This is a genomic window from Bradyrhizobium sp. SZCCHNS3002 (assembly GCF_032377435.1).
In the GTDB taxonomy this organism is placed as follows: Bacteria; Pseudomonadota; Alphaproteobacteria; order Rhizobiales; family Xanthobacteraceae; genus Bradyrhizobium.
In genome coordinates this window covers 109,012-132,210 of sequence record NZ_JAUHHY010000011.1, presented here as the reverse complement: position 1 = coordinate 132,210, position 23,199 = coordinate 109,012, and the positions used below count along the sequence as shown (strand labels likewise).

Below are 23,199 nucleotides of genomic sequence, written 5' to 3'. Positions count from 1 at the left end.
AGCGAACCACGCCCTCTCTTGTGCGAGCCCACTATGACCGCAGCCCTCACGCGCAGCAGCGTCGGCCAGCTTCAGGACGCGGAGGCGCGCCGCCTCGATGGGGATGGCTATCTGCTGCTGCGCGGTGCGATTCCGGCGGACTGGCTTGTCGCATTACGCGACGCCTTCGAACTGGGCACGCGGCCGTCCGAGCAATGGCCGGTGCCGCGCGGCCGCGACTGGCGCCACGCCATGGTCGATCTCGATGCGACGGTGCAGCAGGTTTGCCGCCTGCCGGTGATGCTCGCCGCCGTGCATCATGTCCTGAAGGCGCCGTTCTTCCTCGGCCAGGTCGAAGGGCGCGAGCCGTGTGCCGATGGCGGCCAGCAGCCGCTGCATCGCGACGGCGTCGACCGCCGGCGCACCGACGCCGTGTCGGCGCTGGCCTTTCTCGATTCCTTCGGCCCCGACAATGGCGCCACGCAAGTGGTGCCGGGCTCGCATCGCCTCGACGCGGACGATGCGCGGGCCGCGTCGTCTGCGTTCGTCACGGCGGGCGAGGCCGGCGACATCCTGCTGTTCGACGTCAACCTGCTGCACGGCGCGACGCGCAACCGCAGCGGCGCCCGCCGCCGCTCGCTGCTGATCACTTACGCCGTCTTCTCGCAGCAAGAGGACTGGCGCAGGACGCGCAAGTTGCGCGCGGTGCGGATGGATCAGGACGAGATTTTCGGGGCTGACTGATCCGGCTGCGTCATGACCACCGTCATCCCGCGGCGAGGCCGCGGGCCTGGGAACATGCCACGACGTCGATCGTGACAGCGCAGAACGACCCGCGCCGACTCGTTCCGACGTCACGCGCCCGTGGTTTGGTCAGACAGAGAGAACGCTCATGAAGCTGTACGATGCCGCAGTCGCCCCAAGCCCGCGCCGCGTGCGGATCTTTCTCGCCGAGAAAGGTCTCGCCATTCCCATGGTTCGGCTTGATCTGCGTGCCGGCGAGCAGTTCGAGCCGGAGTTTCGCGCGCTGAATCCGCAATGCACCGTTCCGGTGCTGGAGCTCGACAGCGGGGCTGCCATCACCGACGTCATCGCGATCTGCCGCTATCTCGAGGAGCTGCATCCCGCACCGCCTCTGATGGGCCGCGACGCCGAAGAACGGGCGCTCATCGAATGCTGGATCCGGCGGATCGAATGGGACGGTCTCTACGCTCTCCAGGAGGCCTTTCGCAACGGCACCCCTGGGCTGGAGCGCCGGGCATTGCCGGGTCCGCTGCCGCTCGAGCAGATCCCGGCGCTCGCGGAGCGCGGACGCCTGCGCGTCGCGCACTACTTCGCATGGCTCGACGCGCGGCTGGCCGAGCACGCCTTCGTCTGCGGGCCCGATTTCAGCATCGCCGACATCACCGCCATGGTGTCGGTCGACTTTGCAGCCCGCGCCAAGCTCGATCCGCCGAATCATCTCCATCATCTCAGGCGATGGTACGGCGAGGTTTCGAGCCGTCCGAGCGCAAAGGCTTAGGGCGGATGCGCGCCCGCGAGTCTCTTCAGCGTGATCCGAAGCGCTGTTTGGCGGTGTCGGTGACCGGCGTATAAAGACTGACGATCGTGCCCTCCGGGTCGCGGAACTGAGCGGCGCGGTTGCCCCACGGCATCGTCTTCGGCGCGTGCACCACCTCGACCTCGTCCTTCAACCGCGCGAAATCACCATCCACGTCATCGACCTCGAACTCCAGAATGGCGCTGCGATTGGCGCCGGGCTCGGCGCTGCCCTCCTTGAACAGCGCCACGGTCTCGGCGCTGCCGATCGCGAGCGTTGCGCGCGACGTGACGATCTCGGCGAACACCGGCGCCAGCCAATCCGCGGTCTTCCCGGTGACCTTTTCGTAGAAGCTGACCACTGCCTTGATGTCGGCCGCCACCAGACGGGTCGATGCGAACTTCATGACTTTTACCTTGCGTTCGAGGATCGGTCCCCGACCCGCTATCGCAGGGCTGCTGACAGCCTTGTGTCAGCAATGGTGTCCCAGCATCGGCCGCATTACGCCGCGAGCTTCGCCAGCCCCTCCCAGTCGAACGCGATGCCATGGCCCGGCCGCGCCGGCGCCTGGGCCAGGCCATCCCTGAGCACGAGCGGATGCTCGATGTAGCGGTCGAGGCCAAAACCGTGAGCTTCGAGAAACGACCGGTTCGGGCAGGCCGCCAGCAGGTGCACGGTGATGTCGTGCGCGCCATGGCTGGTCACCGGCAGGTTGAACGCCTCGGCGAGCCGCGCGATCTTCATGAATGCGGTGACGCCGCCGCAATTGGTGACGTCGGGTTCGGGATACGACACCGCGCCGGCGGCGATGTAGTTCTTGAAGTCCCACAGCGAGCGCAGATTTTCGCCGGCCGCGATCGGCACGCCGCCGGCGCTCAGGATGCGCGCGTGGCCGGCGATGTCGTCGGGAATGGTCGGCTCCTCCAGCCAAGTGAGATCGAACGGCTGCAACGCGCGGGCGGCGCGGATCGCCTCCTCGACCGTCCACTTCATGTTGGCATCGCCCATCAGCGGAAAGCCGTCGCCGAGATGTTGCCGCATCGCCTGCACGCGCGCGACGTCGGCGGAGAGACCCGGCCGGCCGACCTTCATCTTGATGGCACGAAAGCCCTTGGCGAGATTGTCGTCGGTCTGCTTCAGTAGAGCGTCGACCGACAGATCGAGGTCGATGCCGCCGGCATAGCAGGGCACCCGGGCATCGAAGCCGCCGAGCAGCCGGAACAGCGGCAGCTTCGCGCGCCGCGCCTTCAGATCCCACAGCGCGATGTCGAGCGCCGACAGCGCCAGCACGACTGGACCGCCGCGCCCGCCATAATGCAGGCCCCACCACACCCGATGCCAGATCGCCTCGGTGTCGTCGGCCTCGTGCCGCGCAACCAGATCGGGGATCTCGCGCCTGACGATGTCGGCGACCGCGGGGCCGTTGCGGCCGACCGTGTAGGTGTAGCCGACACCCTCCGCGCCGTCGGCATCGCGCACCCTGCACGTGATCAACTCGAAGGCTGTCATCTCGCCATGCGTGCTGTCGGACAGCGTGACGGAAAGTGGGATGCGATAAAGACCGGTCTCGATCGATGCGATCACTGCCATCGGCTCGGTTCCTTCCCTGGCGTTTCTTATCAGCGTAGGCCTGCGGCGGACCGCGGGCAATTGCTCAAGCCATCGGCCTGATGCATTCATTGTCGCGGCGGAACTGATGCCCGCGTCTGCGCGGCACGGAGCGGGCGTTTACGCGTCTCACACCGGCCGCTATGCTCGGACATGTCTCCGGTTCACTCAGTGCTGCTCGACCTCGACGGCACGCTGATCGACTCGCGCCCCGGCATTGCCGCGAGCGCGCTCGCGGCCCTGCGGTCGCTCGGTCATGCGCCTGACGACACGCTCGACGTCACCGCCGTGATCGGTCCGCCGCTGCAGGACATGCTGCGTGTGCTGCTGCAGGCCCACGGCGACGGTCGCGTCGACGAGGCCGTCGTGGCCTACCGCGAGCACTATGGCGAGATCGGTCTGTTCGGCAGCACGCTCTATCCCGGCATCCGGGAGGCGCTGCAGGCGATGCGCGATGCGGGCTTGCGCATCTATCTCGCAACGTCGAAGCGCGAGCTGTTCGCGCGGCGCATCCTGGAGCATCTCGATCTCATATCGTATTTCCAGGCCATTCATGGCTCGGTGCCGTCGGGTGCGCTGGATCACAAGCCCGAGTTGCTCGCGCATATCCTCACCGAACGGAATATCGCCGCGCGCGACAGCCTCATGGTCGGCGACCGCCGCCACGACATCGCAGGCGCCCATGCCGTGAAGATGCGGAGTCTCGGCGCGCTCTGGGGCTATGGCAGCCGCGACGAGCTCGAAACCGCCGGTGCAGACCGTCTCGTGGAAAATCCAGATGATCTGGCGCGCGCGGTGCTGACGATGCTGAGGCGTTAGTCCGGTTCGAGGCGGTGACGCAGATGATCGCCTGCGCGTCGCAACCTTGCACTGGAACCGGAAAGTCGCGAAGATCGCGGCCAGCTCAGGGATCATTCCGGGAATACCAGCATATGCAGTTTGACGACGTCATCCTCGGCCGCCGCAGCATCCGTGGCTACAAGCCGGATCCGGTGCCGCGGGCGCTGATCGAGGAAATCCTCACGCTGGCGATGCGCGCGCCATCGTCGATGAACACCCAGCCGTGGAATTTCTACGTCATCACCGGCGAGCCGCTCAACCGCATCCGTGCCGGCAACACCGAGCGCATGCTCGCCGGCGTGCCGCAGTCGCGCGAGTTTCGCATCGGTCAGCCGTTCGACGGCGCGCACCGCGAGCGCCAGATCGGCGTCGCCAAGCAATTGTTCTCCGCGATGGGCATCGCGCGCGACGACAAGGAGAAGCGCCAGGACTGGGTGCTGCGCGGCTTCCGCCAGTTCGACGCGCCGGTCTGCATCATCGTCACCTATGACCGCGTGCTCGACGGCAGCGACGACACGCCGTTCGACTGCGGCGCCGTCACGACCGCGCTGGTCAATGCCGCATGGTCACGCGGCCTCGGCGCCGTCATCAACAGCCAGGGCATCATGCAGTCCCCCGTCGTCCGCGAGCACGCCGGGATCGCCGACGACCAGGTCATCATGAAGAGCATCGCGCTCGGCTGGCCGGATCATGATTTCCCGGCCAATGCCGTGGTGTCGGAACGGAAGTCGGTGAAGGACGCGACGGTGTTCGTGGGGTTCGGGGATTAGTGGTGGGCCGGGGAGATGAGGTCCGTAGACCGATGAGGCCAATGACGTGCGTTGTCGGATCCAAGCTGTAGCGTGGGCAAAGCCGCCGCCGAAGGCGGCAGCGTGACCACCGTCGACCGGCGCATTCGTCTGGCGATAGCGTCACTGCACGTGCTGCAGCGGCAGCGGTGCCGCGGCCTTGCGGGTCTGGATCGCGATGTTGCTTTTGACCTCGCGGACGATGGGCAGGTTCAGCAGCCGCTCGACCAGGAACTGCCGGTAGTGCTCCAGGTCGGCCGTGACGACCTCGAGCAGATAGTCCGACTCGCCGGAGACCAGATGGCAGGCCAGGACTTCCGGCATCGCGCAGACGGCCTCTTCGAAGGCCAGAGCGTGCTCGTTCGCATGTCCCGCGATCTTGATCGCGAGGAATGCCGAGAATCCGAGGCCGACGCCGTCGCGATTCAGGACCGCGCGATAGCCCTGGATGACGCCGTCCTGCTCCAGCCGCTTGACGCGACGAAGACAGGGAGACGGTGACAGGCCGACCCGGTCGGCCAACTCGACATTGCTGAGCCGGGCGTCGGCCTGCAATTCCCCGATGATGCGCTGGTCGATCGCATCGAGCTTAGCTTTTGGCATATCTCTGACATCAGTCGCGGAAAACAGCGGGTTTATTGCGTAACGAGCCCGTACGTTAGCACAGTTCGCAAGGACACGCGCGCCGGTTCGGGGCGAGGATGACGTGCTTCCCACGAGCCTCCGGAGACCTGGATATGACCGACACCGCTGTGCCCCAGACGTTGCTCGATGCCGTCGAGCGATACTTCGACACCATGTTCGACTCTGATGTCGAACGATTTGACCGGGTGTTTGCGCCGACCGCGCAACTGCACGGCCTGCGTGACGAGGCTCTGCGCGTCCTGACCGCGGCCGAGTATCGTCAGCTGTTGACGACCACCCCCTCGCCGCAGTCGAAGAGCGCGCCCCGCCAGCAGGAAATTCTGCTCATCGACTTCGCATCATCCACGCAGGCGGTCGTGAAGGTTCGCGTCAGGATCGATCTGATTCTCTATCTCGACTATCTCTGCTTTCACCTGATTGGCGGCGAGTGGCTGGTGACGGCCAAGTCGTTTCATGTGGAGCGGCGTTTTGCGGACGGGAAGTAATTGTTCAGCCGACCTGCGCCAAATGCGCGCCGTACGCAACTGCCCGTCGGGCTATTCTGCCGCATCAGTTTGTGCTTGCTAATTTTCCGAAATCACGTTTCTATCCGCGCATCCCGTCCTCATGCAGAGGGGCGTACGCGTCGTCACGATACGTAGAGGCGGGGAGCGGTGGCCGCGGGTCTGTCAGGTGCTGATGCGCTGGACGATGGACAGCTCGCGGACGTTCAAGCTGTGTGGTCCTGGCGCCCCGAAGCTGGCGCCAAGTCCGCGGTGACGCGATCCCTGACAGGACGTGTCATCAGGGCGACGGGGGCAAACAAGCCGGTCCCCGGGGAGAGCGCGGAGCAGACGTAAACCCATCGCGCAGGGAGGGCCGGGATGTCTCGGCTGAACCTGTGGTACCTGCCGCCTGCATTTTTTTCCGCAGGCGGGCCATGGGAGCAGCCAGCTCCCGGCCTTCCCTGCGCCCTCGGCATTTCCAGAGGGCGGGATCGATCAGCAGAACTCGGGCCATTGCGCCGCGAGGCCGATCAGGCGCGTCTTAACATGGATGGCGGGGCTCATGCATGCTCGGCGCTCGCCTCGCTTGCAATAGGGCCATTTCATATGAGGTACGGGCTGTGGCGACAAACAATCCCGGACGTTAGTTACGCCGTCATGCCCGGGCTTGTCCCGGGCATCCACGTGGCGCTCAGCGTGCTGAACGACGTGGATGGCCGGGACAAGCCCGGCCATGACGATGTGGCGACGCATGAGCGCACGACTCTGATCGCCAGATACCATGGCTCTGCCCCTTCCAGGGGAGCTCGGATTGCCTCGAATGCGATCCGGATCAGCGGCTCCCCTCCCTGCCAGCGGGGTGAGGGGGAGCACTGCCGATGCGGCATGAGTTCAGCTCACACGTCCAAACAAGAGCGCTGGTCGTACAACCGCTGACCGCAGAAAAGCGATCCTTAAATCTTTAGCTCGCTGCCCGTCACGCGCCGGAACGCCTCCAGATAACGCTGGCTCGTCGCGTCCACCACGCTCTGCGGCAGCGGCGGCGGTGGAGCGTCGCCGTTCCAGCGGCCGGCCTTGCGCTCGGCGTCGAGATAGTCGCGCAGCGGCTGCTTGTCGAAGCTCGGCTGCGGCTTCCCCGGCTGATAGGCGTCGACGGCCCAGAACCGCGAACTATCCGGCGTCATGACCTCGTCGATCAGGATGATGTTTCCATCCTTGTCGCGGCCGAACTCGAACTTGGTGTCGGCGATGATGATGCCCTGCTCACGCGCCAGCGTCTCGCCGAGCGTATAGACGGCGCGTGTCATGCTCTCCAGCGTGTAGGCCGTGTCGTCGCCGACCACCTCGCGCATCCGCGCAATGGTGATGTTCTCGTCATGGCCAGTCTCGGCCTTGGTCGCCGGGCTGAAGATCGCGGGCTCGAGCTTCTGGCTCTCGACGAGGCCGGTGGGAAGCTGCTCGCCGGCCAGCGTGCCGCTGGCGGCATATTCCTTCCAGGCCGAGCCCGAGAGATAGCCGCGGATCACGCATTCGATCGGAAACACGGTGGTGCGCTTGCACAGCATCGCCCGCCCGAGGATCTCCTCGCGATGCGGCTGCAGCGCCGGCACCTCGGCGATGATCTCGTCGGTGTCGGCCGAGATCATGTGGTGATGCACGACGCCTTCCAGCGCGTTGAACCAGTAGGCCGAGATCTGCGTCAGCACCGCGCCCTTCATCGGGATGGTCTCGTTCATCACGACGTCAAAGGCCGAGATGCGGTCGGTGGTCAGCAGCAGCACGCGGTCGTCGCCGACGGCATAGATGTCGCGGACCTTGCCGCGGCCGATCTTCGGGAGCGGCAGATTGCTGGCGAGAAGCGTGGTCATCGTTCGGGGCCTTCGAAAGGGAGCATCGCCTCCCATAGCCTATTCCGGCAGCGGAATGAACTCGTGCTCCTGGGGAACAGCGGCGAAGCGGCCGGTTTTCCAGTCCTGCTTGGCCTGCTCGATGCGCTCTTTGCTGGAGGAGACGAAATTCCACCAGACGTGGCGCGGCCCCTCCAGCGCGTCGCCGCCGAGGAACATCATCCGGGTCGGCTTCACCGTGCGCACGCTGATCGCATCGCCAGGCCGGAAGATCAGCAGCCGCGGTCCCTCGTGGCGCTCGCGGGTGATCTCGACCTCGCCGTCGACGATGTAGATCGCACGCTCCTCGTGGTCCGGATCGAGCGGCACCACTGTGCCGGCCTGCGCCGTCACCTCGACATAGAACCAGGGCGAAACCATCGTCACCGGAGAGGCTTTTCCAAACGCCCGGCCGGCAATGATGCGCGCGGAGAAGCCGGTGTCGCTGACCGTCGGCAGCGCGCCCGCCGCGTAATGCTGGAAGCTCGGCGCGATCTCTTCCGATTCCACCGGCAGCGCGATCCAGCTCTGCAGGCCCAGCATGTTCTGGCCGTTCTGCCGCTGCAGGTCCGGCGTGCGCTCGGAATGCGCGATGCCGCGGCCGGCGGTCATCAGGTTCATCGCGCCGGGCTGGATCTCCTGGACGTTGCCCTCGCTGTCGCGATGCATGATGGCGCCGTCGAACAGATAGGTGACGGTGGCCAAGCCGATATGCGGATGCGGCCGCACGTCCATGCCCTTGCCGGAAACGAATTGCACCGGACCGAAATGGTCGAAGAAGATGAACGGCCCGACCATCTGCCGGCGGCCATGCGGCAGCGCGCGGCGTACCGCAAAGCCGTCGCCGAGATCACGGGTGCGCGGCACGATGACGTGCTCCAGCGCATCGCACGAGGTGGGATCGCCGAATTCGGGATCGTTCGAAGGCTGCCAGCTCATGGGACGCTCCTGAGATGTGGTCACGCGAGCCTAGCAGCTTCGCGACGGCGAGGGCAGGGCATGAGGTCGCGGCGTCGGCGTGATTTGAACGGAGCGGCACTCCGGCCTAGAGTTCCGGCGCTGACAACGGATCCGTGACGATGACGCTCGACAGCCTCGATCTCGTGCTTCGCGCCGCCGCCATTGCGCTGCTCGCCGTGCTCGCCGTCGCGTTGGGACGTGACCTCGGTGGTCAATGGCGCGGCCGGCTGGCGATCGCGCTGGCGCTCGGCTCGGCCGCGCATGCGGCGACCTTCAACATCGGCGGGACGGCGGCGCCATCGCTCGCTTCCGCGCCGCTGATTGCGCTCGCGACGGCCGACATCATCGTGCTCTGGCTGTTCTGCCGCGCGCTGTTCGACGACGGCTTTGCGTTGCGCGGGCTGCACGGCCTGATCTGGCTGGCTGTGTTCGGCTTCAGCCTGATCGGCTGTCTCGTGCTCGGACCTGCCGGACATGGCCGGCTCGTGATCGTCGCCAACAATGTGCTGGCGCTCGGCTTCCTTGGCCTGACCTTGGCGCAGACCATCCGCTCCTGGTCGGCGGATCTCGTCGAGGGACGGCGGCGCATCCGGGCCTTCGTCGTGATCGCGGCGCTGTCCTACGGTGGCGTCAATGCGCTGCTGCAGATGGCGTCCGCCGGCAGCGGCCCGTCCGAGCTTGCCAATGTGGTCAATGCGGCGATGTTCCTGGTCGTGGTCGGCGCCGTCGCGCTGATGCTGCTCAGGGTCGGTGCCGGCGATGTGTTCGCGCCGGAGACACCGCCGGTCGCAGAGCCCGAAGCCACGGCTCCCAGGGCCGCGGACCGCAGGCTGGTCGACGCGCTGATGCGGCTGATGGCGGATGAGCGGATCTATCGGCGGGACAACGTCACCATCGGGATGCTGGCGACCAGGCTCTCCATTCCTGAATACCGGCTGCGGCGGCTGATCAATGGCGAGCTCGGCTACCGCAACTTCAACACCTTCCTCAACGCCCACCGCATTGAGGAGGCCAAGGCCGCGCTCGCCGATCCCGCCCAGGCCGAGGTGCCCGTGATCACCATCGCGATGGACGCTGGGTTCCAGTCGCTTGGGCCCTTCAACCGCGCCTTCAAGGCGGTGACCGGGGTGACGCCGACCGAGTACCGGCGCATGAGGCTGTCGGCGGCGTGACCTGTTCCACACTGAAATCATGGAGGAATTCCAAAATCGGCGAGGTCTCGGCCAGTCTCGGCTGGTGTGATTTGCGAAATCGGCGAGCATCCGGGCCGCAGCCGCAGTCTGGTCCGGCAGATCCAACTGCCGGAGCTCCTCATGACCAGACGCCGCCTGCTGCTTGCCCTCGTTGCCACCACCGCGCTGACCGCCCTGGCGGTCGGCGGTGCCCGGGCCCGTGACGTGCCGAAAATCGCGACCGGCTTCATCGCCAGCGTCCTGTGCTCGGAGACCTTCGTCTCCGGTCTCGACCCCGACCGCACGCTCTCCGAGACCCGGGCCGCGATGCCCGGCGCCGGCCTGCTGAGCTGGGCAATGGACGTCCGCGTCGATCGCGCCGCCAAGGACGTCAGCGTGACGCTGCTCGGGCTCGGCCGGAGCCACGCCGTGTATCGCGACGGGCTCGGCTGCCACGTGGACCATGGCGAGAGCCGCGACTGGCCGGCCGTCCGGTTGTCGCCGCCGCAGCCGGCCTTGCTGCCCGACATCGCTCCGCCGCATGTCGTGGCGCCGGCGACACCGGCGCTCGCCGCGGCGCTCGACCGCGCCTTTGCCGAGCCGGAGGCGCCGCCGTTCCGGCGCACCCATGCCGTCCTGGTGATGAAGGACGGCAAGGTCATCGCCGAGCGCTACGCGCCCGGCTTCACGCTCGACACCCCGCTGCTCGGCTTCTCCGCGACCAAGTCGATGACCGCGACCCTGATCGGCATTCTCGTCCACCAGGGCAAGCTCGCGCTGCATGCGCCCGCGCCGGTGGCGGCGTGGCAGAGCGAAAGCGATCCGCGCCATGCCATCACCGTCGATCATCTGCTGCGCCACACCGCCGGTCTCGCGCTCGGCAGCTCGCTGCAGGCCTCGCTGTTGTCGGCGCTCGAGCCGGTCAACCGGATGAAGTTCGTCGAGCCCGACCGCGCGGCCTTTGCCGAATCCATGCCGATGGAGACTGCTCCGGGCGCGGTCAGCAACTATCACGACGGCAACACCGTCATCCTTTCCCATCTCATCCGCGATGCCGCCGGCGGCAGCGCCGCGGATGTGCTGCGCTTCGCGCATCGCGAGCTGTTCGATCCGCTCGGCATGGCCAGCGTCACGATCGAGTTCGACGCCGCCGGCACGCCGGAGGGATCGAGCCAGATGCTAGCCTCGGCGCGCGACTGGGCGCGGCTCGGCCAGCTCTATCTCGACGACGGCGTCGTCGCCGGCCGGCGCATCCTGCCCGCCGGCTGGGCGGACTACGTCGCCACGCCCACACCGAACGCCTATGTCGGCCTCGGCGCCGGCTTCTGGACCAACCGCGGCGACAGTTTTGGCGCCAACTACCGCATCGCGCACGGCTGGCCGCGCGATGCGGTCTTCGCCAAGGGCACGCTCGGCCAGTACGTCATCTTCGTTCCCTCCGAGCGCCTCGTCATCGCGCGCTTCGGTCGCACCGTGAACTGGCCGCCGGAGGCCGACGGCGTGGCGCAGCTCGTGAGCGACGTGATCGCAGCGACAAGAGGGGAATGACGCATGCGCTACACTCTCCCCAACGCCGTCGCCTGCGCCACACGGTCGAAACGCTCCAGCGACAGGATCGCATCGGCAAAGCTTTGCGCGCGGCTGCTCAGCACCGGCCGTGCCAAAGTGATGAACTTGTCGCTCATCGCCTGCGCCGAGGGAAACGAGGTCGGCTCGCCCGAGGGATCATCGTGCAGCCGCTCGTGCACGCCGTCCTCGGTGGTGATGGTCACGCGGGCGCCGAACGGATGGCTGCGGCCGATCTCCAGTTTGTCGTCCTGCACGACGTCGAACTTGTCGGCGAGCGCGTTGATCGCGGCGTCACCCAGGCGCGTGTAGTCGTCCCAGCCGAAGCGGCCCTGGTCGAGCGCCAGCGCGCCGGTGAAGAACATCGAGAACTGGCCGCCGACGATCGAGCTCGGATGCCGCTTGGTCGCGGCGTCGCCCGTCAAGGTGATGCCGTTGCGATGCAGGCCGATCTCGACGCGCTTGACCTGGTCCGGCGTCAGATTGTGCTCGCGGCGCAGCGCGATGATGGCGTCGATCGCGGCATGGGTGTAGCGGCAGCTCGGATACGGCTTCACGCCGATCTTCATCGTCTCATAGGTGGAGCCGAGCCCGGCGACGGCCTTCTCATGGTGCGGCGTGTCGGTGTAGCCGACCAGCAGGCCGTGCTTGCCCTCGACGGATTCGATCGCGCCGACGAAGTCGTTCTTGGCGAGCGTGGCCGCGATCACGCCGTTCATCGCCGACGCGCCGACCTGATAGCGCTTGTTCCAGGCGCCGTTGACGAGAAACTGCAGCGAGCCCGCGGCCTGGCTGCCGGAGACGCCGAAGGCGTAGATCAACTGCTGCTCGGACAGCCCGAACAGCTTGCCGGCGGCGGCCGCCGCACCATAGGTGCCGGCGGTCGCGGTCGGGTGGAAACCGCGGGCATAATGCGAGGTCGGATCGAGCGCATTGCCGAGCCGGCAGCACACCTCGTAGCCGGCGACAATAGCGGTCAGCACCTCGCGGCCGGAGGCGCCGACCATCTCGCCGACGGCGAACGCGGCCGGCACCACGGGTGCGCTCGGATGCAGCGAGGAATCGGCGTGGGTATCGTCGAAATCGAGCGAATGGCCCATCGTGCCGTTGAGCAGCGCCGCGACCGCCGGCGTCCAGGTTCTGTCGTCGCCGAACACGGTCGCCTCGCCCGCCGCATCCAGCTTCAGCGCCGCCAGCATGTTCACCACCGACGGCGTCGACTCCGCCTCGCGCCGGGCGCGGATGGCGCTGCCGAGAAAGTCGAGCGTCAGCACCTTGGCGCGGTCGAGCACCTCGGGCGGGATATCGTCGTATTTCAGCGCGGCGACGTAGGCGGCGAGCGTTGCGGTTTCCTGGGCCATCGTGTTTCCTCACATCGTTGCAGCCAGGGTAGGCAAGCTGATTCCGCCTTTCAAGCCGGTCCGGCCCGGTGGGAGGCTGCCATGCCGACGCGCTGGTCCGTTCGAGGTGGATGATTGATGGCGTCGTTCAAGGAGCTGTTCGGCAGGTTGCGCGGCCGCAAGGCGCAGATGTCGCTGGCGGTCCGCGGCACGGTGGCGGCGACGCTCGCTTTTGCCGTTGCCACGGCCTTCCACCTGAAGCTGCCGCTGTGGGCGGTGCTGACCTCGCTGATCGTGACGCAAGGCAGTGTCGGGCGTTCGCTGAAGGCGACGCGCGACTACATGTTCGGCACCATCGGCGGTGCCATCTATGGCGGCGCCATCACCGTGTTCATTCCGCATTCCGGCGAATTGCAACTGCTCGGCATGCTGATCCTGGCGGTGACCCCGCTCGCCTTCATCGCCGCGATCAATCCCAGCCTCAACGCCGCCACCGTGACCGCGGTCATCGTGCTCCTGGTGCCCACGATGGGCCATCTCGATCCGCTGGGATCGGCGATCGACCGCGTGTTCGAGGTTGCGGTCGGCGCGTTCACCGGCCTCGCCGTATCGTTCATCGTGCTGCCGTCGCGGGCGCATGTCCAGATGCGCAGCGCGGCAGGCCGCCTGCTCGAACTGATCGCCGCAGCAATGACCGAGCTTCTGGCCGGCCTGTCGCGGGGCCGCGACAACGACGCGCTGCATCGGATCCAGGACGGTATCGGCACCGCGCTCACCGAGTTGAACGCGACCGGGGCGGAGGCCGAGCGCGAACGCTCGGCGCGGCTGTCCTCTGGCGCCGACACCGGTCCGCTGCTGCGGACGATCCTGCGCCTCCGCCATGACGTCGTGATGATCGGCCGCGCCAGCGTGGTGCCGCTGCCCTCGGAGCTGCAGGCACGTTTGTCGGCGCCGGTGGCGCGCGTCAGCGATGCGATCGCGAGCTATCTGCGCGGCTGTGCCGCGGCCATCCGCAACGGCTCCGGCCCACCGCCGATCTGGCCGATCCATGTTGCGGTCAAAGCCTATGCCGAGCAGGTCGCCGCCGTCCGCAGCAACGGGCTGACGCGCGGGCTGCCCGGCGATGCCGCCGAACGCTTCTTCGCGCTCGGCTTCTCGCTCGACCAGATGCGGCAGAACCTGATCGACCTCGAGCGCGTCGTCGCCGAATGGTCCGGAGCGTCGGCTGGAAAGGTGCATCGGCCGGAGCCCGGGGAGTCGTCCGATACGGCCGGCGCCTGAACTCTTCATCGGGTCAGCCGCAGGAAGCGCACCACCAGCAGCGCGGCGTAGATCGTGGTGCCGATCGACAGGCCGATCCAGATTCCGACCGCGCCGAGCGCGGTGTGGAGGCCAAGCAGATAAGAGGCGGGGAAGCCGATCAGCCAATAGCCGAGCACGGCGAGCAGCAGCGGCACCCGCGTGTCCTTGATGCCGCGCAGCGCGCCGACCGCGATGCTCTGCAATGCGTCCGTGATGAAGAACGTCGTGCCGACGAGCAGCAACGTGGCGGCCAGCGCCGCCGTCGTTTCGGCATCGGATATCCCGGAGCCGAGGAACAGCTGCACGATGTCATGGCGCGCAATGACGATGCCGAGCGTGAACAGCACTGCGAGTGAAAGGCCGAGCAACATCGCCATCAGGCCGGCGCGGCGAACGCCGGTCGCATCATCGCGTCCGGCGGCGTGGCCGACGCGCACGGTCGCGGCCATGCTGATCCCGAACGGCACCATGAACAGGATCGCGGTGATCTGCAGCGCGATCTGATGCGCGGCGAGAGCGGCCGTGCTGATCAGTCCCATCAGGATCGCGGCCGCCGAGAACAGGCCGTATTCGAGCAGGAACGACAGCGAGATCGGGGCGCCGAGGACGAGAAGCTGCCGCATCAGCCGCCAGTCGATGCGCCCGAGCTGCGCAAGCACGTGGTAGTCGCGGAACGGCGGGCGGAACACCGCGAACCATAGACCGGCAAGAAACGTTCCGAGGTTGACGGTCGAGGTGGCCAAGCCGACGCCGGTCAGGCCGAGCTGCGGAAAACCCCAGTGGCCGTAGAGCAGCGGATAGACCAGCAGCGCGTTGGGCGGGATCGCGGCCAGTGTGATCCAAAGCACCGGCTCAGGGCGGTTGACGGCGCCCATGAAGCTGCGCAGCGCCATGAACCACAGCATCGGCGCAATACCCCAGGCGAGGCCGCGCAGATAATCCTGCGCAGGACGCGCGACGTCGGGGGCCTGTCCGAGCGTGAGCAGGATGGCCTCGCCGTTCAGCGCGATCATCATGATCGGCAGCGCGATGAACAGGCCGGCCCATAGTCCAACGCGGAGCGCGCGCCGCACCAGTGCTGCATCCGCGGCTCCGAACGCCTGCGCGGCGAGCGGCGCCACCGCCGACATCAGGCCCATGCCGAAGGTCGAGCCGACGAAATACACCGTGCCCGCCAATGCGGCCGCCGCGACCGCATCGCCGCCGAGACGGCCGATGAAGGCGAGGTCGGTCGACATCATCGCGATCTGCGACAACTGCGTCAGCGCCATCGGTGCGGCGAGCCGGATCGTGTCCCAGAGCTCGAGCGCGAGGGGAGGCGTCGGCGCCGCCGTTGGCGGTGCGTGGTTGGTTCCGGCTGTGGAGGTCATGGTCGGGGCTATAGCAGGCCCTGCGGCGTCGTGCACATCACGGCGGCATGTTCGGTCGCAGCCGCGTGCGGCACGGAGGCGCAGCTCCACCTGGCCAAATGCAGACGGCTGCGTGAGGCGCATCGTCAATCGCATTGACGTGATCGCGGGCATGACTGACCGATCTCGCGGCGCTGACACGTCCGAGCTCTGCTTGATCGATGGCCCTCGGAAGCGAGAGGGCGCGGGGAATGCCGGGTGCTGGCCGCACCCATGGCCCGCCTGCGTAAAAAAATGCAGGCGGCAGGAACCACAGGTTCAGCCGAGACATCCCGGCATTCCCCGCGCGATGGTTGGAACGACTTATACGTATTCTCCCCGGGGACCGGGCTTTCTTGCCCCCGTCGTCAGCGGAATCGCCCGCCGGCTTGACCTCAGCGTCGGGAGGCCAGGACCATACGCTTTCGCCGTATGCGACCGCCCCTTCGTCCACGCGCCAGCCTCGAGTTGCTACCCAAGTGCGCGCTGAGAGCCGCCGCATCCACCGCATCCCCGCCCTCAACGTCCGTGACGATCGCGAAGCGCCCCTCTCATGAGGACGGGATGGCTACATTGTTTCTGATTCTTGGAATAATAGCAAGCAAAAAATTCGGAAAAACGGCAGTCGCGATATTGGCGGCTTGGGCACGGAGCGCCGGTGCGACAGCGAGCCGAAGACTCGCGTGTCATCATGCGGCTGCTGCGACCTGCCGGAGCATCGCCTTCACGACGAGCCGGTGAAACGGCTTGATCATGGCGAGATAGATGCGGCCGAGAGCATTGTGGGTCTCGACCAAGGTGGTCGCTGTCACTTGCGAGGTCGCGTGCTGAGAGGCCACGTCGACCAGGACGCGAAAGTCCAGATGCTTGTCGTCGAAGCCGAGCACGAGCCGGGCCGGCGTTTCGTCGACGACCGGAAAAATCCCGATCAGAGGACGTGGGTTGCTTGGGTCCGCGCCCGAGGTCTTCAGACCGAAGGGCCTGACCAGCAGGTTGCGGAGCTTCAGGAGCGCCGCTATCCACCAGGGCGTGTGACCGAGCATGCGCTCGGCCGCGGTGCGGGCAGCAACGGGCGGGCCGTTGATCGTGATGCGAAAGGCATCGGCGAACTCCGCGCCGGCCAGCCATCGGGTACCGTCGACGTTGGGAGTGATCTCGCTGATTGTCATGAGCGATGAGCCTCACATGTCAAGGTTGCTCGCGCGCCATGCGCGATGCGCAGCAGCATCGCACGCGCATGTCCGCGAAGCCAGTGCGCCGATGGCCTTGCGCCAGGGTCGTTCAATTTCGTCATTGCGAGCTGCGCTCGCAATGACGGAGGAGAGATGTGCGTAGTAAACTACCGCCCGCGCTCCGGCACGCGGGTGATCTTCGCGCCCAGTGCGTTCAGGCGCTCGTCGATGCGTTCATAGCCGCGTTCGATCTGGTCGGCGTTGTCGATGTACGAGGTGCCTTCGGCGCAGAGTGCTGCCAGCAGCATGGCCATGCCGGCGCGGATGTCGGGGGAGACGACGCGGGCGCCGCGCAGGCGGCTGGGGCCGGCGACGATGGCGCGGTGCGGGTCGCACAGCACGATGCGCGCGCCCATCGAGATCAGCTTGTCGACGAAGAACATCCGCGACTCGAACATCTTCTCGAACATCAGGATCACGCCCTCGCATTGCGTGGCGGTGACGAGCGCGATCGACATCAGGTCGGCCGGGAAGGCCGGCCAGGGCTGGTCCTCCAGCTTCGGCACGTGGCCGCCGAAATCGTCCTTGATCCTGAGCGTCTGCTCCGAGGGCACGATGAGATCGTCGCCGGCGACCTCGCAGACGATGCCGAGCCGCTCGAAGCCCATGCGGATGGAGCGCAGATGCTCGGTACCGGCGCGCACGATGCGCAAGGGAGAGCGCGTCACCGCGGCGAGCCCGATCAGCGAGCCGACCTCGATGTGATCGGGCTGGATCGCGTAGGACGCCTGACCGAGCGTGCTGGCGCCATGGATCACCATCGTGTTGGTGCCGATGCCCTCGATGTTGGCGCCGAGCGCCACCAGGAAATGCGCGAGGTCCTGGACATGCGGCTCCGAGGCCGCGTTGCGCAGATAGGTCGTGCCGTGCGCAGCGACGGCGGCGACCAGCGCGTTCTCGGTGGCGGTGACGCTGGGCTCGTCGAGGAACACGTCGGCACCCTTCAGGCCGGAGGCGCGCAGCTCGATCTTGTCGGTCGCGGTGACGGTGGCGCCGAGCTGCTCGAAGGCCAGGAAATGGGTGTCGAGCCGGCGCCGGCCGATGACGTCGCCGCCCGGCGGCGGCAGCGCCACTTCGCCGCAGCGGGCGAGCAGGGGTCCTGCCAGCAGGATCGAGGCGCGGATGCGAATGCACAGATCCGGATCGAGATCGGCGGCGCGGATGTCCTTGGCATGGATCGCGAGCCGGTTGCGGCCGCGCCATTCGGCGGAGGCACCGACCGAGCGGATCAGCTCGACCAGGGTCTCGGTGTCGCGGATGCGCGGCACGTTGTCGAGCGTGACCGGATGCTCGGTCAGCAGCGCGGCGGCGATGATCGGCAGCGCGGCGTTCTTGTTGCCGGACGGCTCGATCGCGCCTTTGAGCCGGTGACCGCCCTCGACGATGTATTGAATGGGCGCCATGCGGTGATGATCCGTTGTCGAAGCGTGTGGCCGCTGCCCTTGCCGGCTTCGCGACGGCGTTCGGGCACAGGGTGTCCAGCGGGATCAACCTGTTCCGCAATCCGGCGACCGCGAACCTGGTTCACGGGCCGCCGGGGTCCTCATGAGACCGACTCCTAACGCCAATTCCAAAACGGAATCAATGCCGGAAAATCGCGGCGGGCCACTTTGCCACGGCGGCGGGGCAGCGGCCGGGGAGCGCGCCGTGTTCTTGACGGCCGGTGTGGCGCGGCCGATGGTCGTTGGCTGCCGCGGCTGCGGCAGGGATGGAGAAACGCTGGAATGGCCGATGATCAAGCTGACGTCTGGACCTGCTCGGCGCAGCGACAGGCGCGCGCCAACATCCGCCGATATCTCGACTGGCTCGCTTCGCGCGGCCACAGCTTCTCCGGCTATCACGATCTCTGGCAGTGGTCGGTCGACGACGTCGCCGGGTTCTGGCGTTCGATCTGGGATTATTTCGAGGTCATGGCCGACGGCGAGATCGGCGAGGTCGTCTCGCGCGATCCTATGCCGCGGACGCGCTGGTTCACGGGGACGCGGCTGAACTTCGCCGAGCACGTGCTGCGCCACGAGTTGAGCGGCAGTCCCGATCGAGCGATGCTGCATCACGGCTCGGAGCTGCGTCCGCTGGCGGCCGCGAGCTGGGGCGAAATCGCAGGCCGCGTGCGGCGGCTCGCCACGTCGCTGCGCGAGATGGGAATCGGCAAGGGCGACCGGGTCGTCGCCTACATGCCGAACATTCCCGAAGCCGTCATCGCGATGCTCGCGACCACGGCGATCGGCGCGGTGTGGTCCTCGGCGGCACCGGAATTCGGCGCGCAGACGGTGATCGACCGATTTTCGCAAATCGCGCCGAAGCTCGTCTTCGCGGTCAACGGCTATCGTTACGGAGCGAAGGATTTCGACCGCATCGGCGATCTCGAGACGATCCTCGCGGCGCTGCCGAGCGCCGAGATGCTGGTCATGCTCGACTATCATCCGGCCGCGCGCAAGGCGCCGGAGTTTCGTGGCGGCATTCGGGCGTGGCCCGACCTGCTCGACGGTCCGGCGATCGCGCGCGACGCATTTCAGTTCGCACGCGTCGCATCGGATCATCCGCTCTGGGTGCTGTTCACCTCGGGAACGACCGGCCTGCCGAAGCCGATCGTGCACAATCACCACGGCATCGTGCTTGAGCACTACAAGTCGGCGGCGTTTCATTTCGAGATCGAGGCGGACGGCACGCTGTTCTTCTACTCGACGACAGGCTGGATGGTCTGGAACACGCTGATGTGGGGGCCGCTGATGAACGGCACCTCGGTGCTCTATGACGGCCATCCGAGCCATCCGGACGCGCGGCTGGTGTGGCGGCTCGTGGAAGCCGCCGGCGTGACCGTGCTCGGCATCAGCCCGAGCTACATCCAGCTGGTGCGGCAGCAGGGCGTCGTTCCGGGCCGCGAGTTCAATCTGGAGCGGCTGCAGTCGGTGATGCTGGTCGGATCGCCATCGACACCGGAGGTGTTTCGCTGGGTGCACGAGGCGGTCAAGCCCGAGGTCTGGGCCTCCTCGCAATCCGGCGGAACGGAGTTCTGTTCCGGTCTGCTGGCCGGCTCGCCGCTGCTGCCGACGCATGCTGGCGAGATCCAGGCTCCGGCGCTCGGCGTGGCCGCGGTCGCGTTCGACGATGCGGGGCGCGAGATCATCGACGAGGCCGGCGAACTCGTCGTGCGCGCGCCGATGCCTTCGATGCCGCTCTGCTTCTGGGGCGATGCCGATTTCGTCCGGTATACGGACAGCTATTTCGGCGTCTATCCGGGGGTCTGGCGCCATGGCGATCGTGTCCACTTCAACGCGCGCGGCGGCTGCCACGTCTTGGGCCGTTCCGACGCCACGCTGAACCGTCATGGCGTGCGGATCGGCTCGGCGGAAATCTACCGGACGATGGAGGGGATTCCCGGTATCGTCGATAGTCTCGTCATCTGCATCGAGCAGCCGGACGGCGGCTTCTACATGCCGCTGTTCGTGCAACTCGCCCAGGGCATCGAGCTGACGGACGGGTTGCAGGACGAGATCCGCCGGCGGCTGCGCCACGAGCGCAGCCCGCGGCATGTCCCCGACGTCATCATCGGCGTGCCGGAAATCCCGATGACCCTGACCGGCAAGAAGATGGAGGTGCCGGTCCGTCGACTGCTGCTCGGCGACGCTCCGGACAAGGTCGCGAGCAAGGATGCCACCCGCAACCCGGCGGCGCTGGACTGGTTCACGCAGTTCGCGGCGGCACGGCGAGGCGGATGACAGGGGCGAGCGTCAGCCCGATGAGGGACAGGCCGGACGGCTGGAGCGTCCCGGCATCTGGGCCTACACGTCGACGTTCGCCGACAGCGAGTTGTCCTGGATGAATTCGCGGCGCGGCTCGACGACGTCGCCCATCAGCTTGGTGAAGATGTCGTCGGCCTCGTCGACCTCCTTGACCCTGACCTGCAGCAGCGTGCGGGCCTCGGTGTCGAGCGTGGTTTCCCAGAGCTGTTCCGGGTTCATCTCGCCCAGACCTTTGTAGCGCTGCTGGGTGACGCCCTTGCGGCCGGCATCGATGACGGATTCGAACAGATCGACCGGGCCGTGGATCACCGTCTGGACGTCGCCGCGGCGCAAGGTGCCGGGCTTGGCATAGGCCTCCTGCAGGCGGGCCGCATAGTCGTCGAGCTTGCGGGCATCCGCCGAGGCGAGCAGCGCGTCGTCGATGACGGCGACGTCCTTGACGCCGCGCACGGTGCGTTCGAAGGTGAAGCCCTGGCCCTCGAGGAAGTGACCGATCCAGCCGCGCTCGACCTCGTCGGCCAGCACGTCGAGCCGTTTCGCGATGTACTCGGCCGCGGCGTCCGCGGTCGCCAGGTCGCGGGTGATATCCGGCCGCAGCACGCCGGCGATCGCGGCCTGCTCGACGACCTTGCGATCGTAGCGGCTGTGCAGATTGCGCAGGATGTTGCGGACGATCCGCGCTTCCTCGACCAGCCCCAGCAGGTCGCGGCCCTTGCGCTCCTCGCCCTCGGCGGTCTTGAACACGCAGTCGTCGAGCCCGGTGCCGATCAGATAATCCTCCAGCGCGCGCTCGTCCTTCAGATACTGCTCGGACTTGCCGCGCATCACTTTGTAGAGCGGCGGCTGCGCGATGTAGAGATGGCCGCGGTCGATGATCTCGCGCATCTGCCGGTAGAAGAAGGTCAGCAGCAGCGTGCGGATGTGGGCGCCGTCGACGTCGGCGTCCGTCATCACGATGATCTTGTGATAGCGCAGCTTGTCGATCGAGAACTCGTCACTGATGCCGGTTCCGAGCGCGGTGATCAGCGTGCCGATCTGTTCGCTCGACAGCATCTTGTCGGGGCGCACGCGCTCGACATTGAGGATCTTGCCGCGCAGCGGCAGCACCGCCTGGAATTCGCGGTTGCGGCCCTGCTTGGCGCTGCCGCCGGCCGAGTCACCCTCGACGATGAACAGCTCGGACTTGGCCGGATCCTTCTCCTGGCAGTCGGCGAGCTTGCCGGGCAGCGAGGAGACGCTGAGCGGGCTCTTGCGGGTCAGCTCGCGCGCCTTGCGCGCGGCCTCGCGTGCCGCCGCGGCCTGGATCACCTTGCCGACGATGGTCTTGGCCTCGCCCGGATGCTCCTCGAACCAGGCGGCGAGCGCCTCGTTCAGAACGTTCTCGACCACGGGACGCACTTCCGAGGACACCAGCTTGTCCTTGGTCTGCGACGAGAACTTCGGATCTGGCACCTTCACGGAAAGAACGGCGGTGAGACCCTCGCGACAATCGTCGCCGGTCAGCGCGATCTTCTCCTTCTTCGCATTGGCCTCGGCATAGCCGTTGACCTGGCGCGTCAGCGCGCCGCGGAAGCCGGCGAGATGGGTGCCGCCGTCACGCTGCGGGATGTTGTTGGTGAAGCAAAGCACGTTCTCATGATAGCTGTCGTTCCACCACAGCGCAGCTTCCACGGTGATGCCGTTGACCTCCGAGCGCACCATGATCGGCGCCGGAACGATCGCCTTCTTGTTGCGGTCGAGATATTTGACGAACTCCTCGACGCCGCCGTCGTAATGCATCTCCTCGCGCTTCTCGACCGCGTGGCGCATGTCGGAGAGCACGATGTTGACGCCGGAATTGAGAAAGGCGAGCTCGCGCAGGCGATGCTCAAGCGTCGCGTAGTCGTATTCGACGTTCTTGAAGGTCTCCGTCGAGGCCAGGAACGTCACCTCGGTGCCGCGCTTGCCCTTGGCCTCGCCGACCACCTTCAGCGGCGCAATCGCATCGCCATGGGCGAACTCGATGAGATGCTCCTTGTCGTCGCGCCAGACCCGCAGCAGCAGCTTGCTCGACAGCGCGTTGACGACGGAGACGCCGACGCCGTGCAGGCCGCCCGACACCTTGTAGGAGTTCTGGTCGAATTTTCCGCCTGCGTGCAGCTGGGTCATGATGACCTCGGCCGCGGACACGCCTTCGCCCTTGTGGATGTCGACCGGAATGCCGCGGCCGTCGTCGCGCACGGTGACCGAATTGTCCGGATTGAGGATCACCTCGACCGCGGTGGCGTGGCCGGCCAGCGCCTCGTCGATCGCGTTGTCGACGACCTCGTAGACCATGTGGTGCAGGCCGGAGCCGTCATCGGTGTCGCCGATATACATGCCCGGGCGCTTGCGCACCGCGTCCAGGCCCTTCAACACCCGGATCGATTCTGCGCCGTACTCGTTCGCGGTTGCAGGCTCGGTGTCGGCGATGGTTTGCCGGGCGGGTTCGGTCATGTGGGGCCTTCGGAAGGGTGGTCGAATCGGCATCGCAAACCGCATGCCGAGAGCGCTCTTTCTCTCACGAAAGAAGCCACGCGCCTAGCGCAAAGTGGCCCTTCGTAAGACATTGAAGAGATAGCGTTTTTTAACGGTTTTTCAAGGCCTGGCGAGGGTCGTTTTCGTCCCCTCCGAAAGCCGGATTCAGGCCATTCCCGCGGCTGGTTTTGAGGCGTGCGGCGGGGCGCTTTCGCGTGCGATTCAGGGC

General features: G+C 66.8%; 19 protein-coding genes. 9 read left to right on the top strand and 10 right to left on the bottom strand.

Annotated elements, in window-relative coordinates:
* The first annotated feature begins 33 nt into the window (after nt 1-33).
* Both QW845_RS23540 and QW845_RS23535 read left to right on the top strand, forming a co-directional pair.
* Nucleotides 34-723 carry a phytanoyl-CoA dioxygenase family protein gene (locus QW845_RS23540; RefSeq protein ID WP_315803909.1) on the top strand — a complete coding sequence of 230 codons (690 nt, stop codon included), beginning with the start codon at nt 34-36 and terminating at the stop codon, nt 721-723.
* A 148-nt stretch (nt 724-871) separates the two neighbouring features.
* The gene (locus QW845_RS23535; RefSeq protein ID WP_315803908.1) at nt 872-1,501 is read left to right on the top strand and encodes a glutathione S-transferase; all 630 of its coding nucleotides are present in this window, start codon (nt 872-874) and stop codon (nt 1,499-1,501) included.
* Between the two features lie 25 nt (nt 1,502-1,526).
* On the opposite strand, the gene QW845_RS23530 is transcribed toward QW845_RS23535, so the two are convergent.
* Entirely contained in the window at nt 1,527-1,925 is a 399-nt protein-coding gene (locus QW845_RS23530; protein WP_315803907.1) for a VOC family protein, read from the bottom strand.
* A gap of 95 nt (nt 1,926-2,020) precedes the next feature.
* Nucleotides 2,021-3,109 carry a mandelate racemase/muconate lactonizing enzyme family protein gene (locus tag QW845_RS23525; RefSeq protein WP_315803906.1) on the bottom strand — a complete coding sequence of 363 codons (1,089 nt, stop codon included), beginning with the start codon at nt 3,107-3,109 and terminating at the stop codon, nt 2,021-2,023.
* Between the two features lie 171 nt (nt 3,110-3,280).
* Here QW845_RS23525 and QW845_RS23520 point away from each other — a divergent pair, with 171 nt between their 5' ends.
* Together QW845_RS23520 and QW845_RS23515 are read left to right on the top strand one after the other, a co-directional pair.
* On the top strand, nt 3,281-3,946 hold the full coding sequence (locus tag QW845_RS23520) for an HAD hydrolase-like protein (protein ID WP_315803905.1): 666 nt from the start codon (nt 3,281-3,283) through the stop codon (nt 3,944-3,946).
* A 113-nt stretch (nt 3,947-4,059) separates the two neighbouring features.
* Nucleotides 4,060-4,737 (top strand): nitroreductase, encoded by a 678-nt coding sequence (locus QW845_RS23515; protein ID WP_315803904.1) that lies wholly within the window; start codon nt 4,060-4,062, stop codon nt 4,735-4,737.
* A gap of 141 nt (nt 4,738-4,878) precedes the next feature.
* Here the strand turns inward: QW845_RS23515 and QW845_RS23510 are convergent, their stop codons facing one another.
* Nucleotides 4,879-5,358 carry an Lrp/AsnC family transcriptional regulator gene (locus tag QW845_RS23510; RefSeq protein ID WP_315803903.1) on the bottom strand — a complete coding sequence of 160 codons (480 nt, stop codon included), beginning with the start codon at nt 5,356-5,358 and terminating at the stop codon, nt 4,879-4,881.
* Between the two features lie 134 nt (nt 5,359-5,492).
* Between QW845_RS23510 and QW845_RS23505 the strand changes: the two genes are divergently transcribed.
* Nucleotides 5,493-5,885: a nuclear transport factor 2 family protein gene (locus tag QW845_RS23505; RefSeq protein ID WP_315803902.1), complete on the top strand. Its 393-nt coding sequence runs from the start codon at nt 5,493-5,495 to the stop codon at nt 5,883-5,885.
* A gap of 953 nt (nt 5,886-6,838) precedes the next feature.
* Here QW845_RS23505 and QW845_RS23500 read toward each other — a convergent pair.
* Entirely contained in the window at nt 6,839-7,753 is a 915-nt protein-coding gene (locus QW845_RS23500; protein WP_315803901.1) for a phosphoribosylaminoimidazolesuccinocarboxamide synthase, read from the bottom strand.
* 39 nt (nt 7,754-7,792) lie between these two features.
* Complete coding sequence (locus QW845_RS23495) at nt 7,793-8,710, bottom strand: pirin family protein (RefSeq protein ID WP_315803900.1); 918 nt, start codon at nt 8,708-8,710, stop codon at nt 7,793-7,795.
* Between the two features lie 140 nt (nt 8,711-8,850).
* On the opposite strand from QW845_RS23495, the gene QW845_RS23490 reads away from it, so the two are divergent.
* Together QW845_RS23490 and QW845_RS23485 are read left to right on the top strand one after the other, a co-directional pair.
* The gene (locus QW845_RS23490) at nt 8,851-9,903 is read left to right on the top strand and encodes a helix-turn-helix domain-containing protein (protein ID WP_315803899.1); all 1,053 of its coding nucleotides are present in this window, start codon (nt 8,851-8,853) and stop codon (nt 9,901-9,903) included.
* Between the two features lie 141 nt (nt 9,904-10,044).
* Nucleotides 10,045-11,451 carry a serine hydrolase gene (locus tag QW845_RS23485; protein ID WP_315803898.1) on the top strand — a complete coding sequence of 469 codons (1,407 nt, stop codon included), beginning with the start codon at nt 10,045-10,047 and terminating at the stop codon, nt 11,449-11,451.
* 8 nt (nt 11,452-11,459) lie between these two features.
* Here the strand turns inward: QW845_RS23485 and QW845_RS23480 are convergent, their stop codons facing one another.
* Nucleotides 11,460-12,830, bottom strand: coding sequence for an MmgE/PrpD family protein (locus QW845_RS23480; protein WP_315803897.1), 1,371 nt, complete (start codon nt 12,828-12,830; stop codon nt 11,460-11,462).
* Between the two features lie 117 nt (nt 12,831-12,947).
* On the opposite strand from QW845_RS23480, the gene QW845_RS23475 reads away from it, so the two are divergent.
* Nucleotides 12,948-14,090: an FUSC family protein gene (locus QW845_RS23475; protein ID WP_315803896.1), complete on the top strand. Its 1,143-nt coding sequence runs from the start codon at nt 12,948-12,950 to the stop codon at nt 14,088-14,090.
* 5 nt (nt 14,091-14,095) lie between these two features.
* On the opposite strand, the gene QW845_RS23470 is transcribed toward QW845_RS23475, so the two are convergent.
* The 3 genes from QW845_RS23470 to murA all read right to left on the bottom strand — a co-directional run bounded on the left by QW845_RS23470 (nt 14,096) and on the right by murA (nt 18,134).
* A complete protein-coding gene (locus tag QW845_RS23470; protein WP_315803895.1) occupies nt 14,096-15,481 on the bottom strand; it encodes an MATE family efflux transporter in 1,386 nt (461 codons plus the stop codon).
* Nucleotides 15,482-16,188: 707 nt separating this feature from the next.
* A complete protein-coding gene (locus tag QW845_RS23465; RefSeq protein ID WP_315803894.1) occupies nt 16,189-16,668 on the bottom strand; it encodes a DUF2867 domain-containing protein in 480 nt (159 codons plus the stop codon).
* A 170-nt stretch (nt 16,669-16,838) separates the two neighbouring features.
* Nucleotides 16,839-18,134 carry a UDP-N-acetylglucosamine 1-carboxyvinyltransferase gene (gene murA / locus QW845_RS23460; RefSeq protein WP_315803893.1) on the bottom strand — a complete coding sequence of 432 codons (1,296 nt, stop codon included), beginning with the start codon at nt 18,132-18,134 and terminating at the stop codon, nt 16,839-16,841.
* Between the two features lie 321 nt (nt 18,135-18,455).
* Between murA and QW845_RS23455 the strand changes: the two genes are divergently transcribed.
* On the top strand, nt 18,456-20,450 hold the full coding sequence (locus tag QW845_RS23455) for an acetoacetate--CoA ligase (protein WP_315803892.1): 1,995 nt from the start codon (nt 18,456-18,458) through the stop codon (nt 20,448-20,450).
* 63 nt (nt 20,451-20,513) lie between these two features.
* Here QW845_RS23455 and gyrB read toward each other — a convergent pair whose 3' ends face one another.
* A complete protein-coding gene (gene gyrB, locus QW845_RS23450) occupies nt 20,514-22,949 on the bottom strand; it encodes a DNA topoisomerase (ATP-hydrolyzing) subunit B (protein ID WP_315803891.1) in 2,436 nt (811 codons plus the stop codon).
* Nucleotides 22,950-23,199: the final 250 nt, after the last annotated feature.

Excerpts from the sequence above, each read along its gene's own strand:
- QW845_RS23540 (WP_315803909.1), top strand. The coding sequence starts at position 34 with ATGACCGCAGCCCTCACGCGCAGCAGCGTCGGCCAGCTTCAGGACGCG.
- QW845_RS23535 (WP_315803908.1), top strand. The coding sequence starts at position 872 with ATGAAGCTGTACGATGCCGCAGTCGCCCCAAGCCCGCGCCGCGTGCGG.
- QW845_RS23530 (WP_315803907.1), bottom strand. The coding sequence starts at position 1,925 with ATGAAGTTCGCATCGACCCGTCTGGTGGCGGCCGACATCAAGGCAGTG.
- QW845_RS23525 (WP_315803906.1), bottom strand. The coding sequence starts at position 3,109 with ATGGCAGTGATCGCATCGATCGAGACCGGTCTTTATCGCATCCCACTT.
- QW845_RS23520 (WP_315803905.1), top strand. The coding sequence starts at position 3,281 with ATGTCTCCGGTTCACTCAGTGCTGCTCGACCTCGACGGCACGCTGATC.
- QW845_RS23515 (WP_315803904.1), top strand. The coding sequence starts at position 4,060 with ATGCAGTTTGACGACGTCATCCTCGGCCGCCGCAGCATCCGTGGCTAC.
- QW845_RS23510 (WP_315803903.1), bottom strand. The coding sequence starts at position 5,358 with ATGCCAAAAGCTAAGCTCGATGCGATCGACCAGCGCATCATCGGGGAA.
- QW845_RS23505 (WP_315803902.1), top strand. The coding sequence starts at position 5,493 with ATGACCGACACCGCTGTGCCCCAGACGTTGCTCGATGCCGTCGAGCGA.
- QW845_RS23500 (WP_315803901.1), bottom strand. The coding sequence starts at position 7,753 with ATGACCACGCTTCTCGCCAGCAATCTGCCGCTCCCGAAGATCGGCCGC.
- QW845_RS23495 (WP_315803900.1), bottom strand. The coding sequence starts at position 8,710 with ATGAGCTGGCAGCCTTCGAACGATCCCGAATTCGGCGATCCCACCTCG.
- QW845_RS23490 (WP_315803899.1), top strand. The coding sequence starts at position 8,851 with ATGACGCTCGACAGCCTCGATCTCGTGCTTCGCGCCGCCGCCATTGCG.
- QW845_RS23485 (WP_315803898.1), top strand. The coding sequence starts at position 10,045 with ATGACCAGACGCCGCCTGCTGCTTGCCCTCGTTGCCACCACCGCGCTG.
- QW845_RS23480 (WP_315803897.1), bottom strand. The coding sequence starts at position 12,830 with ATGGCCCAGGAAACCGCAACGCTCGCCGCCTACGTCGCCGCGCTGAAA.
- QW845_RS23475 (WP_315803896.1), top strand. The coding sequence starts at position 12,948 with ATGGCGTCGTTCAAGGAGCTGTTCGGCAGGTTGCGCGGCCGCAAGGCG.
- QW845_RS23470 (WP_315803895.1), bottom strand. The coding sequence starts at position 15,481 with ATGACCTCCACAGCCGGAACCAACCACGCACCGCCAACGGCGGCGCCG.
- QW845_RS23465 (WP_315803894.1), bottom strand. The coding sequence starts at position 16,668 with ATGACAATCAGCGAGATCACTCCCAACGTCGACGGTACCCGATGGCTG.
- murA (WP_315803893.1), bottom strand. The coding sequence starts at position 18,134 with ATGGCGCCCATTCAATACATCGTCGAGGGCGGTCACCGGCTCAAAGGC.
- QW845_RS23455 (WP_315803892.1), top strand. The coding sequence starts at position 18,456 with ATGGCCGATGATCAAGCTGACGTCTGGACCTGCTCGGCGCAGCGACAG.
- gyrB (WP_315803891.1), bottom strand. The coding sequence starts at position 22,949 with ATGACCGAACCCGCCCGGCAAACCATCGCCGACACCGAGCCTGCAACC.